This window comes from Coprococcus comes ATCC 27758 (assembly GCF_025149785.1).
Classification (GTDB): Bacteria; Bacillota; Clostridia; order Lachnospirales; family Lachnospiraceae; genus Allocoprococcus; species Allocoprococcus comes.
Genome location: NZ_CP102277.1, coordinates 3,063,418 through 3,076,932 on the forward strand (window position 1 = coordinate 3,063,418; position 13,515 = coordinate 3,076,932).

Consider the following 13,515-nt stretch of genomic DNA (forward strand, 5'->3'; position numbering starts at 1 on the left):
CTATCATGGTGACTAAACAGAAAATCTTAATTGTAGATGACGACGAGAATATTGCAGAACTGATTTCTCTCTACCTTACAAAGGAATGCTTCGATACGATGATCGTACACGACGGGGAAGAAGCTCTTACCGCATTTGAATCCTATCAGCCAAACCTGATGCTGCTCGACCTGATGCTTCCGGGCATCGATGGCTATCAGGTCTGTCGCGAGATCCGCAGTAAGCACAATACCCCAATCATTATGCTTTCCGCAAAAGGAGAAGTATTTGACAAGGTGCTCGGTCTGGAGCTTGGTGCCGATGATTACGTCTTAAAACCATTCGATTCCAAGGAGCTTGTCGCAAGAGTAAAAGCGGTACTCAGACGCTATCAGCCTGCCAAACCAGAAACTCCTGCCGCCAGCCGCGGAAAGGTTGTTGACTATCCGGGAATCGAGATCAATCTTACCAATTACGCAGTAACCGTTGATGGTAAGAATGTAGATATGCCGCCAAAAGAACTGGAACTTTTGTATTTCCTCGCCTCTTCACCAAACCAGGTATTCACACGCGAGCAGCTCCTTGACCAGATCTGGGGCTATGAGTATGTCGGCGACACCCGTACCGTTGATGTTCATATTAAGCGTCTGCGCGAGAAGATCAAGGATCATCCTTCCTGGGGACTTAGTACCGTCTGGGGAATCGGTTACAAATTTGAGGTGAAGTAATGAAAAGTACTCTTTACCTTAAATTTATCCTCTTATATATTATTCTCGGATTTTTAAGTATTTTTACAGTGGCATCCCTGTCATCCACACTGACAACCCACTATCTGGAAAGCAGCATTTCCGGCAATATGTATCAGTCGGCGAATCTGCTTGCATCCAATTATCTGCCGGACTATTTTTCCAAAACCATTGCTCTGGCAGATGTTTATACACAGCTCAATGGTATGAGCGATTATCTGAATTCAGATATCTGGTTTGTTGATAATGAGGGATCTTTACTTGCATCTGCCAAATCCGGCGATGTATCGTATGCCCCTTCCCGGATTGAAAATTTTGATCCTGCAGAATCTGGCGGCTCCACTTATCTGACCGGTGATTATCACGGGTACTTCAACTCAGAAATGATCACCGTGATTGCTCCGGTCACAGAGAATTTTTCAACCCACGGATATCTGCTTGTACATAAGCCTTACTCGCAGATCACAGACGCACATTCTGTTCTGATGCGTAACACGTATATCGTGATTCTGATCATTTATGTGCTCTCATTCATTATTTTGCTGGGTGTACATTTTCTGATCTACCGCCCGCTCGTCAAGATTACGAATGCAGCAAAGCAGTATGCTTCCGGCAATCTGGATGTTGTCATCCCGGTTAATACGCAGGATGAGATAGGATATCTTTCCGCATCCCTCAACTACATGTCTTCCCAACTGAAAGATATGGAGGATTACCAGAAGAAATTTGTGGCAAATGTATCCCATGATTTCCGTTCTCCTCTGACTTCCATCAAAGGCTATGTTGAAGCCATGGCGGATGGCACGATCCCACCTGAAATGCAGGGCAAATACTTAAATATCATCTTATTTGAAACAGAACGTCTTACTGACCTTACACGCGATCTGCTGACATTGAATGAATTTGATACGAAGGATCTTCTTCTTGATAAAACAGATTTTGATATTCACGAAGTGATCCGTAACACAGCAGCTTCTTTCGAAGGTACCTGCACTGCCAAAAAAATTTCTATCGAACTTCTTCTGGCAACTCGTACCCTGTATGTACATGCTGACCAGCACAAAATCCAACAGGTTCTATACAATCTGCTGGACAACGCGATCAAATTCAGCAATCCGGAGTCTACGATCACGATTGAAACCACACCGCGCGGTGACAAAGTATATACTTCCGTCAAAGATTATGGAATTGGCATTCCGAAATCAAGTATCAACAAAATATGGGAACGTTTTTACAAAAGCGATCTCTCCCGCGGAAAAGACAAAAAAGGAACCGGACTTGGGCTTTCAATCGTAAAAGAAATTATTCAGGCACACAATGAAAATATCAATGTGATCAGTACCGAGGGAGTTGGAACAGAATTTATCTTCTCCCTTCCACTGACGAAAAAATAGCAAAAAGAAACGGTTGTAGCCGGCATAAATAATATGTCACTCACAACCGTTTTTATATAAAAATGTCTGAAACCCATTTCCCACAGATTTCAGACATTTCTTCTTACTAATAAAGCATCTTCTTAATCGAATCTTTATTCATATTATCTTTTGTAACCCAGGTATATCCGGTACTTACCATTGCTTCATTTCCCTGACCAAGCACTGCTCTTGCGCAGGCAACAACCGTTGCATAGCCAATTCCGTATGGGTTCTGAACGATCAGCCCATCAATCTTCCCATCTTCCAGAAGCTTCATCTGATCCTCCCCGCCGTCAAAGCTCACTACCTTGATTCGGTCTTCCCCTGTTGTTTTGTCCATAGAGTCCAGAACATTCACCACAAGGTCTGCTACTGTTTCATTGGTTGCAAAAATTCCTTTTACATCCGGATACTTTTCAAGAAGATACTTGATTGCATCCTGCTGTGCCGTCTGGGTATCCCGGCTATCTGCGTTCTCTTCCTCTGCTTTTTGCACATTATCTGCAGTCTCCTGGGAATTCTTTTCAGATGAATCTGCATTGATCTCTTTTGAGATCGCATCCAGATCATCCAGATGCCAGATCTCTGCAACCGTTACATTCGGATCATTCTTTTCCACTTCCTGTACAAATCCCTGCTCTCTTTCTTCAGAAGAAGTAGACTTGGAGTCATGTGCGATTACAAGGATCTGACCACTCTCACCGATACTGTTGCACAGCTTACTTGCTGCTGTTGCAGCGGCAGTTGTATTATCTGTATCAATCATGGATACAATATTCTGATAATCGGTCCCGGAATCAAATGCTACGATCGGGATCCCATTCTCTGCAGCAAGATCAAACTGAACCTCACATGCCCCTGAATCAACTGCTGCGATCCCGACCGCAACCGGATACCGTGCAAGCTCCTCATCCAGAATATTTACCTGATCATCTACATCATTCTCTGTCTCCGGCGCAGAATAAACAAGCTTTACTTTATCATTCCCTTTATATCCCAGGTTTGTATTAATATCCGCTACCGCCTGCTTTGCACCTTCCTGAACAGCTTTCCAGTATGCGGAAGAACTTCCTCTTCCTATAATAGAAATCGAGCTTCCTTTCTCCAGATTCAGTCCCTGCACATTGCCATATGCAGATGGCTGTAAAACATCCAGGTTACTCTGATGCTCATTCTCTTCCCTTGTCTCATGACTGAATGTCTGCTCTTTTCCTGTACCTGCATCATTCTTGCTTCCAGTTCCACATCCACCAGTCAAAAGTGCCACACAAAGTACAGCCGAAAGTATACTCCACCGTTTTTTCATAAATCCACTCCACTTTCTCTATCTTAAAATCAGTTTCATTATTGGTTATAAAATGATACAGTACCCACTATACACCAAATCGCCCGGGAAAGGTAGAAAAATTTCTTAAGATTTCATAAATTCTTTTTGGTTTCATTTGTAAGTTTTATATTACTAACCTTTTGGTTTTATATTTCTAACCAAAGAAATGCCCATTTCGCGCTATTAGTTTGACATTTCTAACTCAATTGTATCTATTTTTAAGCATAAATTCCTCTTGTATATTTTCAAGTTCTGTATTAGAATAAAGTTATGCGAAAGGCATATCGATTTTAACTTTTTCATAATAATAAGGAGGATACATATCATGGCACACGTAATTTCAGACGAATGTGTAAGCTGCGGAGCTTGCGAAAGCGAATGTCCAGTAGGAGCAATCTCTATGGGTGCAGATCATATGCAGATCGATGCTTCTGCATGTGTTGACTGTGGCGCTTGTGAATCAGCATGTCCTACAGGAGCAATCAGCGCTGAGTAATCAGAACACGTAGATTGAATAAGACAGTAAGAAAGAGACGATTTTCATCTGAAGATCGTCTCTTTTTATGTATACGTCTGAACCAAATACAGATCCAGTAAGCATCATCCTATCTGACATTCTTCCCTCTGCAACATTTGTCGAACGATTTTTCTTTCCATCTCTTCTTCTTATGCTACAATAGACTTGTACTCAATCTATATCACATACTTATTTTAATAAGGGGGTTATCGTATGGGCGACGTTCATTACATGATCTCAGAAGCTGCCAAACACGTTGGCGTAGAATCACATGTTCTTCGCTACTGGGAGGAAGAGCTTGATCTTCCGATCGGACGCACTGAGATGGGACATCGGCACTATACGGAAGAAGATATACAGCTTTTTAGCTGTATCAAAGAACTCAAAGAACAGGGACTACTCCTGAAGGAGATCAAACAGCTCCTTCCGGACATGCTTCGCACAAAAGCACTTCTGAAGGCCAGAAAATCGGATGCACCAAAGGCTGCCGCTTCGATAAACGAAGTTGCTGACCCCCAGGATCCGGCTCTTTCTGTTTATACAGAAGACAACCTTTCTCTTTCTGTTTATCAGCCTCTGCTCGAAGAGTCTCTCCGAAAAATTCTTTTGGAAAACAACCAGATCCTGGAGGGGTCTCTCGGCAAATCCGTATCTGAAAAAGTAACAAAGGAAATGGATTTTCTTTTACAGGCAAAAGAACGCCTGGAAGAAGACCGTTACCGGAAGCTTGATCATTTACTTCGTCAGCAGCAGGCACTCCGGAAAGAAGCTTCAAAATCTGCCGCCGGACATTACCTGCGGAAATTATTTGGCGAAACCACATAAAAGTCAAAAGACAGAGAACAGTTTTGATTCTGTTCTCTGTCTTTTTCATTTCATAATTTCTTATTCCCCATCCACAACTTTTCGTTCTGAATTGGCAAATTTCGTGTACTGCGGAAGCCATGTAAGCGTTACGGTTCCAATCGGACCGTTTCTCTGTTTGGCAATAATGATCTCTGCCTCATTGACATGCTCCGTATCCTTATTATAATAATCATCTCGATAAATGAACATAACCACGTCGGCATCCTGCTCGATTGCTCCGGACTCACGCAGATCAGAAAGCATCGGTCTGTGATCTGGTCTCTGCTCAACCGCACGGCTCAGCTGTGACAGCGCAATGACCGGCACACTTAATTCTCGGGCAAGCGCTTTTAAGGAACGGGAAATATCGGAAATTTCCTGTTGACGGGACTCATTACGTCCACCAACACTTCCGCTCATCAACTGCAGGTAGTCGATGATGATCAGCTCAAGATTATGTTCCATTTTATATTTTCTGCATTTGGAACGCATTTCCGAAATCGAAATACCCGGTGTATCATCAATGATCAGGTTCGATCTTCCAATTGTTCCGGCACCTTCGATCAGCTTTTCCCAGTCAGAATCCTTCAGATTACCAGTTCTTAAAAGCTGTGCATCTACATAGGATTCCAGCGAGAACAGACGGTTTACCAGCTGTTCCTTTGACATTTCCAGACTGAATATGGCAACTGTACGATTCTGTTTAAACGCCACATGCTGTGCAATGTTCAGTACAAACGCCGTCTTACCCATAGAAGGACGGGCTGCGACCAGGATCAGATCGGAGGGCTGCAGACCGGATGTCTTGTAATCCAGGTCAATAAATCCAGTCGGAATTCCTGTAACAGTTCCCTTACTCTTAGATGCTTTCTCAATTTTCTCAAGGGCATTTAACACTACCTGCTTGATCGGCACGTATTCACCGTTTCCTCCGCGGTTCTGCACCAGCTCAAAAACCTGCTTCTCTGTCCTTTCAAGGATCGCCTCCAGCGGCTCCTGCCCCTGATAACATTCATCCGCAATCGCTTCATTCATCTTGATCAGACGCCTCAACGTTGCTTTTTCAGAGACGATCTCAGCATAATACTTTACATTTGCCGAGGTTGGAACTGCTGTTACCAGATCCCGGACAAATTCAAGACTACTGATCTCTTCCGGAACAGCTTTTTCACGCAGACGGTTCTGCAGTGTAATCAGGTCAACGGGTTTTCCCTCATTAAAAAGTTCTACCACTGAATCGAAAATTACACCATATGCCTTTTGATAAAAGTCATCTCCACAAATGATCTCGGCAGCTACTGTAATCGCATCCCGGTCCATCAGTATCGCTCCAACAACAGACTGCTCTGCCTCTATGCTGTGTGGCGGTACTCTCTTAATGAGTGCTTCATCCATGTCTCAGATCCTCCTAAGCTTCCCCAACGTGCACTTTTAATTCAGCAGTCACTTTCTGGTGAAGTTTGACCGGTACAAGATGCATTCCAGGTGTACGGATTGCTTCTTTGATCTGGATCTTTTTCTTATCAAGATCATATCCCAGCTGTTCTTTTACTGCAATTGCAATTTCCTTTGAAGACACAGAACCGAATGTTCTTCCACCTTCCCCGGTCTTGATCTTGAGTTCTACTTTTGCTGCCTCTAATTTCTTTGCAAGTTCCTGCGCTGCTTCCAGATGCTCCTGTGCAACCTTTTCTTCATTCTGTTTCTGAAGCTTTAAGTCATTTAAATTCTTTCCATTTGCTTCCAGTCCAAGGTTTTTTTTGAAAATGAAGTTTCTTGCATATCCGTCACTTACATTTACAACCTCACCTTTTTTCCCAAGGGATTTTACATCTTCCAATAAAATAACTTTCATCTTAAATATCTCCTTCTTCTATCATAATATCGATTGTCTTTTTCAGAGTTTCAATCGCTCTTTCCATATCGGAATATGGAAACTGGGCACCGGCAGTGTTGATATGACCGCCTCCGCCGAGCCGCTCCATAATGATCTGTACATTGATCTCATCAATGGAACGTGCACTGATGTAAATCTTACCATTATATTCAGTCAGTACAAAAGAAGCCTTAATCTCCTCAATATTGAGAAGCTCATTTGACGCCTGTGCTCCGATAATAGTGGGACTTTCAATTCCCAGATGTTCGCCTCGCGCGATCGCAAATACATCCCGATATACCTCAGCACTGCTGATTACTGCAGCTTTTGCCCGGTAAGATGCCATATCATCACGGAGGAGTTTTCTTACATAAGTAACATCTGCGCCACATCTTCTCAGGTACGCAGCCGCCTCAAAGGTCCGGACTCCTGTTCTGGACATGAAATTGTTGGTATCAACCAGAATACCTGCATACATACTGTTCGCTTCCATGGAATTCAAACGCAGATCATCGCCGATATACTGAAGAACCTCTGCTACCATCTCACACGCCGAGGAAGCATATGGCTCAATATACGACAGAACCGCATTCTCAATCACTTCATCACTCTGTCTGTGGTGATCCAGAACTGCAATCGTCTTCGTCAGACGAAGCAGGCGTTCACATTCTGTCATCTTTGGCTTATTGGTGTCAACAACAACTACCATTGTATTGTCATCTGCCAGTTCCTCCGCCTCATGGGAAGTCACAAACAGATCATCCGGATACTTCGGATCATCAGTAAATGCTTCATAAAGCGGTCTGAGTGTCACAGAAATATCGTTCAGGACAATATTGACTTTCTTTTTCATCGCACTTGCTGCCCGGTAAATACCGATTGCCGCACCAAATGAATCCACATCTGCCATCTTATGTCCCATTACGATCACACGCTCTTTTCCGGTGATAAACTCCCGGAGTGCTTCTGCTTTTACTCTTGCTTTTACTCGGGTATTCTTAGCAGTCTGCTCACGCTTTCCGCCATAATAGCTGATTCCCTTGTTATTCTTCACAACTACCTGATCTCCGCCTCTTGCAAGTGCAAGATCGATCGCTATACGGGCATAATTATATCCTGCAGCATAGGTATCTGTACTGAGTCCAAGCCCAATACTTAGTGTAACCGGAATCTGATTGCCGATACTGACTCCTTTTACTTCATCAAGTAAAGAAAAACGGTCTTTTTCCATTCGATTGAAGCTTTCTTTTTTAATTACAACAAAATATTTGTCTTTCTCAAGCTTCTTCACAATACCGGAAAAATCCGCAATATACTGGTTGATCTTACGGTCGATCAATGCCACCAGAAGAGACTGCCTTACTTCCTCGACACTTTCCATGACCTCTTCATAGTTATCAATATAAACCAGTCCGGCCACCAGCCGCTGCTCTTCATTCGCCCGGATATACCGGTTCAGCTCTGTCACATCCTGAAGATGTATCGCAATAAAATATTCCTTTTCCTCCGGTATCTCCAGAAGCTGCTCTGTCTCACTGAAACCTTCGACCGATACGCACTGGATCTCAGCCTGATAATCTCTGTCAAGATAATTGAATTCCAGGCTTACCGATTCATTCTCTTCCTTTGGAAATACGCCCCGGTTCAACTCCGGAATATATTTACTCAGATAGGTATCCTTCCGGATAGTCGTCCCAAGGACTTCCCGAAACTGTGTGTTCGTCCAGATGATTTTTCCATCATCCAGTAAAATCGCATACGGAATCGAAAGTTCCTTCAGAAGTGTATTCTGGACAATCCCGTACTGCGCTGCAAACTCTACCATGTCTGCCAGAATCAGAGACTTATTGTAAAAATACATAATGCCAATGACGACTGCATAAACCAGCACAAACGCACTCATAAGCAGCCCGGCCTTTCGATCCATCCTGAAGATCCAGATATTCATCAGGATAAGGAAAAGAATCATAATTCCCGGCCATTGCATATACAATTTCAGTTGTCCCTTTAACTTTATATCCTTTTTCATCTTTCAGCCCTCTTAAAACCTATAGATATTTGTATTATATCACCTTTCCGGATATTAGGGAACTAAAAAATGTGCCAGGGAACGTACACCCTGACACATTTTTCTTTCTTTTATTAAGCTTCATATCCATTCGGATTCATTGTCTGCCATCTCCATGAATCCTCACACATCTTGTCGATTCCGCGTTCTGCAACCCATCCGAGCTCGTTCTTTGCTTTTTCTGCATTACAGTAGCATGTTGCGATATCTCCGGCTCTTCTTGGCTTGATCTGGTAAGGGATCTCTTTTCCACATGCTTTTTCAAATGCATGCAATACATCCAGTACTGAATATCCCACTCCGGTTCCAAGATTATAAATGCTTACGCCTGATTTTTCCTGGATCTTCTTCAGCGCCTTTACGTGTCCAATTGCAAGGTCAACCACATGGATGTAGTCTCTCACACCTGTTCCGTCCGGTGTATCATAATCATCACCAAATACCCCCAGGCATTCCAGCTTACCGATTGCAACCTGTGCAATATATGGAAGCAGGTTGTTCGGGATACCCTTCGGATCTTCTCCCATCAGTCCGCTCTCATGTGCGCCGATCGGATTGAAGTAACGAAGAAGAACAACATTCCACTCCGGATCTGCCTTATGCAGGTCTGTCAGGATCTGTTCAAGCATCCATTTTGTCCATCCATAAGGATTCGTACAGGTTCCCTTCGGGCATTCTTCTGTAATCGGGATAAATGCCGGATCACCATATACCGTTGCTGAAGAACTGAAGATGATGTTCTTCACATTATGGTTACGCATAACATCACAAAGTGTAAGTGTTCCTGCAATATTGTTCTGATAATATTCAAGTGGCTTTGCAACAGATTCTCCGACTGCTTTAAGTCCTGCGAAATGAATGACACATTCTACACTTTCTTTGTCAAAAATCTGATCCAGTGCTTCTTTATCTCTGATATCTGCTTTATAAAATGTAACGTTCTTACCGGTGATCTTCTCTACACGTCTGATTGCTTCTTCAGAAGCATTGCAAAGATTATCTACTACAATAACTTCATATCCTGCATTCAGCATCTCTACACATGTGTGACTGCCGATAAATCCGGCTCCGCCTGTTACTAAAATTGCCATGATTTTTTCCTCCTGAAATTAGAATCATTTACTTTTCTTTACACACTATAGCACACATCCTGCCTATATGGAAGTGTTTTTACTAAATTATTTATATTTTTTAGTAAATCAAATGAACTATTTACTAAATTTCAACACATTCCTACTCTTCCCAGAGATTTTCCGGATAAAGACCTTCTTTTTTCAGATTGCGGATCGCTTCTACGACAACCGGTTTGTCTTCTTTATAAGTTACGCCGTACCATTTATCTGCCGACGGAAGAACCGCTGCTGTTGCGCGGTCTGCCTCCAGAAGATTGCTTACGACTGCCGGCAGGAAATATTCACACTTCATCGGATTTTCAGTAAGTCCTTTCTTCAGGAACTGTGGAAATTCTGCTTTCAGCTCGTCCAGTATGCTTCTCGTAAATCCCCACATATTCATGGAAACCAGTGTATCCTCTGGTAAATTTTCCCAGGTTTCGCCATCATTTTCGGTAAACGCAATCTTACCGTCACGCTTCTCAATGCGGGTTCTTTCGGTAATATTTACCAGTTCCCCTTCTTCATTGGTCGTACAGATTCCTCTTGCCACATGACCATTGTCTGTTACTGTATTCTTCAGAAGATATCCGACCATCGCATAACGATACTTATCATCATCCTCATGCTCAGACAGATAATTATAAATTGCTTCAAACGCATGTCTTCCATAATAATCATCTGCATTGATAACAGCAAATGGCCCGTCGATCTCATCAATGCAGCTGAGGACTGCATGTCCGGTTCCCCACGGTTTCACTCTGCCTTCCGGAACTTCAAAACCTTCCGGAATGTTGTTGATATCCTGAAATACATAAGAAACCTCCATATATTTTGCCATACGGTTTCCTACTGCTTCTCTGAAACTGTCTTCATTTTCTTTCTTTATAATAAAAATAACCTTCTCAAATCCGGCTCTTTTTGCATCAAACAGGGAAAAATCCATAATGATGTGTCCCTCTTTATCAACTGGATCGATCTGTTTAAGTCCGCCATAACGGCTTCCCATTCCTGCTGCCATAATTACTAAAACTGGTTTTTTCATAATTGATTCTCCAATTCTTTTTTAGATTTCAAAACTTTCTCTTTCTTATTCTAACCCCAAATGACTCCTTTTTCAATCGTCTGCCAGACAGAAAAACAGTAAAAAAAACAGGACTTCCAAAACGGAAATCCTGTTCTGATCATATTCGATTAATCCTGAACGTATGGCATTAAAGCGATATGTCTTGCTCTCTTGATTGCTACTGTAAGAGCTCTCTGATGTTTTGCACAGTTTCCTGTGATTCTTCTCGGAAGGATTTTTCCTCTCTCAGAAACATATTTCTTTAATTTTGCTGTATCTTTGTAATCGATTTCGTTGTTTTCTTTACCACAGAATACACAAACTTTTTTTCTTCTGCGTCCGCCTCTTCTCTTCATTGGAGAATCCGGTCTGTTTCCTTTTTCGAATGCCATTGTACACATCTCCTTTCAACCTTAATTAAACGGTAACTCCTCATCAATTCCGTCTGGAATGTTCATGAAACCGTCACCTGCATCAGCGCTTGGCGCCGGTGCCGGGGCTGCCTGATAAGACTGTGTATTAGCACTGCTAGCATTCTTACTTTCTGCGAATTCCTGTTCCTCAACAACAACTTCTGTTGTATAGACCTTTACACCATCCCTGTTGGTATAGCTTCCGGTCTGGATTCTTCCGCAAACCACTACGCGCATTCCCTGACGGAAATAACGTTCTGTAAATTCAGCACTCTTTCCGAACACAACACAGTTAATAAAATCTGCGGTCTGTTCTCCGTCACGCTTGAATCTGCGGTCTACAGCTAATGTATATCTTGCAATAGCGAGAGCGTTCTCACCTTGTGAATATCTCACTTCAGGATCTCTTGTCAGACGTCCCATTAAAACTACTTTATTCATACGTTGCCTCTTTCTAAGCTTCCTGTTTCACGCATAAATATCTGATTACACCATCCATGATACGAATTCTTTCTTCGATTTCGCCTGGTGTTGTTGTTTCAGATTCAAAGTGAATGAAGTAGTAGTAAGCTTCTTTCATCTTCTGGATTTCGTAAGCTAATCTCTTCTTTCCCCATTCGTCAACGTCAGTAATGTTACCACCGAAACGTGTAACAAGTGCTTTCACCTTTTCGATTACTTCTGCTCTGGCGTCGTCTTCGAGTTTTGCGCTGACAACAACTGCTAATTCATATTTGCTCATGTCCTGCACCTCCTTATGGTCTTTTGGCTCCCGGATCCGCCGGGAACAAGGATAAATAATATATCACAAGTTGGTATGATATCATAATTCAAGCTTTGTTTCAAGCCTTTTTTCTTATTTCTTTTGTATTTTTTTCAACCAGTCTGCGCGGTACCATTACCTGGTGTCCGCATCCCTGACATTTCAGACGAAAATCCGCCCCTACTCTCAGGATCTCCCACTCTGAGCTTCCGCACGGATGCGGTTTTTTCATCCGGATCACATCTCCGACTTCAAATTTTGCTTCTGCTGCCATCTCTTTACTCCTCTTTTATTCTCCTGCCGGCTGTACATTTACCCTGACACCGTGTACGATCGTTCTGTCATCATTTCCCTCCCGTGTACAGGTGGACAACGTCACGATCTGCGAATCATTTCCCACTTCCACACCTGTATCATACAAAGAAGACGCCTTCGTTGCTTCAAGGAAGGATGCAAACGCCGCATCATCTGCGAACTGATATGTATAGCCTTCGGAAGTATCTTTTACCACTCCAACAGAATAAATCTGATAAGTAGCCACATTGCCATCCGGTGTATAAATATAGAAGGAAGGGTATTTTTCCCAGAAACTTTTTTCGTGATACTGCTCCAGCTCATTAAACATCGTTCCATTATACATATAATGTCCGTAAATGATCGTGTTTCTGTCATTAAAATCCGCATGATTATAAGCATTTACAAAAATCGTTCCTACGGTATTGTCATATCCTTTGAATGTCTTACTCAGATATTCTGAATTATCACTTCCCTGCACAACCGGATAATTGATCACCGCCGGTTCATCAAAACGGATCCATGCAACCACATCCGGATTGATCTGTCTGAGTGCATCGAAATCCACGGAAAATCTGCTTCCATCCTGATCGTCCGTCCCGTTCTCCTGTTCCCCCTTATCTTCCGTAACCGCAAGCTTTACCAGATCATTATACTCACTTTCCCCTTTGTGATATCCGTTAAAGATTTTATACAGCTGAAAGGCAGAAAATGCAAACACACAGATTGCAACGATCAAAATGACCGTACTGATGATTCCACCTTTTTTCTTGCGCCGATCACGCCTGGAATGCTTTCCATACCGACCATGTCCTTTCCGTCCCATAATTTCCTCCTCTGCTTTTTATATATGATGTTCCCAGATTGCTCCATTGCCATGTAATCTCAGAAGTCCTATTTTCTTCCATATTTTCACGATATCAGCAGTATAACATACTTTTTAGAGTTTTTTAATAGAGAGTTTATTGATTTTTGTGTGTGCAGGCGTACAATGTAAACCATCGTATAGTATCATATGATGTTGTGGTCAAAAGGTATTTTGACCCCTTTGATACCAGATTGCTACGTGCTTTCTGGCCTTTTGCCCCTGGTA

15 protein-coding genes are annotated in these 13,515 nt (G+C 42.6%); 4 read left to right on the forward strand and 11 right to left on the reverse strand.

What is annotated here, in order from left to right:
- Positions 1-5 precede the first annotated feature (5 nt).
- Together NQ556_RS15010 and NQ556_RS15015 are read left to right on the forward strand one after the other, a co-directional pair.
- Complete coding sequence (locus NQ556_RS15010) at positions 6-707, forward strand: response regulator transcription factor (RefSeq protein WP_008368880.1); 702 nt, start codon at positions 6-8, stop codon at positions 705-707.
- Positions 707-2,119 (forward strand): sensor histidine kinase, encoded by a 1,413-nt coding sequence (locus NQ556_RS15015; RefSeq protein WP_022221095.1) that lies wholly within the window; start codon positions 707-709, stop codon positions 2,117-2,119. The genes NQ556_RS15010 and NQ556_RS15015 overlap by 1 nt, the downstream gene beginning before the upstream one ends.
- 106 nt (positions 2,120-2,225) lie before the next feature.
- Here NQ556_RS15015 and NQ556_RS15020 read toward each other — a convergent pair whose 3' ends face one another.
- Entirely contained in the window at positions 2,226-3,446 is a 1,221-nt protein-coding gene (locus NQ556_RS15020) for a substrate-binding domain-containing protein (protein WP_022221096.1), read from the reverse strand.
- 346 nt (positions 3,447-3,792) lie between these two features.
- On the opposite strand from NQ556_RS15020, the gene NQ556_RS15025 reads away from it, so the two are divergent.
- Positions 3,793-3,963 (forward strand): DUF362 domain-containing protein, encoded by a 171-nt coding sequence (locus NQ556_RS15025; protein WP_008368888.1) that lies wholly within the window; start codon positions 3,793-3,795, stop codon positions 3,961-3,963.
- Positions 3,964-4,197: 234 nt separating this feature from the next.
- Positions 4,198-4,809 carry a helix-turn-helix domain-containing protein gene (locus NQ556_RS15030; RefSeq protein WP_204575704.1) on the forward strand — a complete coding sequence of 204 codons (612 nt, stop codon included), beginning with the start codon at positions 4,198-4,200 and terminating at the stop codon, positions 4,807-4,809.
- Positions 4,810-4,869: 60 nt separating this feature from the next.
- Here the strand turns inward: NQ556_RS15030 and dnaB are convergent, their stop codons facing one another.
- The 10 genes from dnaB to srtB form a co-directional block, all read right to left on the reverse strand.
- Positions 4,870-6,225 carry a replicative DNA helicase gene (dnaB, locus tag NQ556_RS15035; RefSeq protein ID WP_022221098.1) on the reverse strand — a complete coding sequence of 452 codons (1,356 nt, stop codon included), beginning with the start codon at positions 6,223-6,225 and terminating at the stop codon, positions 4,870-4,872.
- Positions 6,226-6,238: 13 nt separating this feature from the next.
- Complete coding sequence (gene rplI, locus NQ556_RS15040; protein WP_008368899.1) at positions 6,239-6,685, reverse strand: 50S ribosomal protein L9; 447 nt, start codon at positions 6,683-6,685, stop codon at positions 6,239-6,241.
- Between the two features lies 1 nt (position 6,686).
- Entirely contained in the window at positions 6,687-8,735 is a 2,049-nt protein-coding gene (locus NQ556_RS15045) for a DHH family phosphoesterase (protein WP_022221099.1), read from the reverse strand.
- 113 nt (positions 8,736-8,848) lie between these two features.
- On the reverse strand, positions 8,849-9,865 hold the full coding sequence (galE, locus tag NQ556_RS15050) for a UDP-glucose 4-epimerase GalE (protein ID WP_022221100.1): 1,017 nt from the start codon (positions 9,863-9,865) through the stop codon (positions 8,849-8,851).
- A 142-nt stretch (positions 9,866-10,007) separates the two neighbouring features.
- Positions 10,008-10,931, reverse strand: a complete 924-nt coding sequence (locus NQ556_RS15055; protein ID WP_008368907.1) for a sugar phosphate nucleotidyltransferase — start codon at positions 10,929-10,931, stop codon at positions 10,008-10,010.
- A 149-nt stretch (positions 10,932-11,080) separates the two neighbouring features.
- Positions 11,081-11,344: a 30S ribosomal protein S18 gene (rpsR, locus tag NQ556_RS15060; protein ID WP_008368909.1), complete on the reverse strand. Its 264-nt coding sequence runs from the start codon at positions 11,342-11,344 to the stop codon at positions 11,081-11,083.
- 21 nt (positions 11,345-11,365) lie between these two features.
- Complete coding sequence (locus tag NQ556_RS15065; RefSeq protein WP_055155542.1) at positions 11,366-11,806, reverse strand: single-stranded DNA-binding protein; 441 nt, start codon at positions 11,804-11,806, stop codon at positions 11,366-11,368.
- 13 nt (positions 11,807-11,819) lie between these two features.
- Positions 11,820-12,107: a 30S ribosomal protein S6 gene (rpsF, locus tag NQ556_RS15070; protein WP_008368913.1), complete on the reverse strand. Its 288-nt coding sequence runs from the start codon at positions 12,105-12,107 to the stop codon at positions 11,820-11,822.
- A 100-nt stretch (positions 12,108-12,207) separates the two neighbouring features.
- Positions 12,208-12,402, reverse strand: a complete 195-nt coding sequence (locus NQ556_RS15075; RefSeq protein ID WP_022221102.1) for a DUF951 domain-containing protein — start codon at positions 12,400-12,402, stop codon at positions 12,208-12,210.
- Between the two features lie 15 nt (positions 12,403-12,417).
- Complete coding sequence (gene srtB, locus NQ556_RS15080; protein ID WP_008368917.1) at positions 12,418-13,248, reverse strand: class B sortase; 831 nt, start codon at positions 13,246-13,248, stop codon at positions 12,418-12,420.
- Positions 13,249-13,515: the final 267 nt, after the last annotated feature.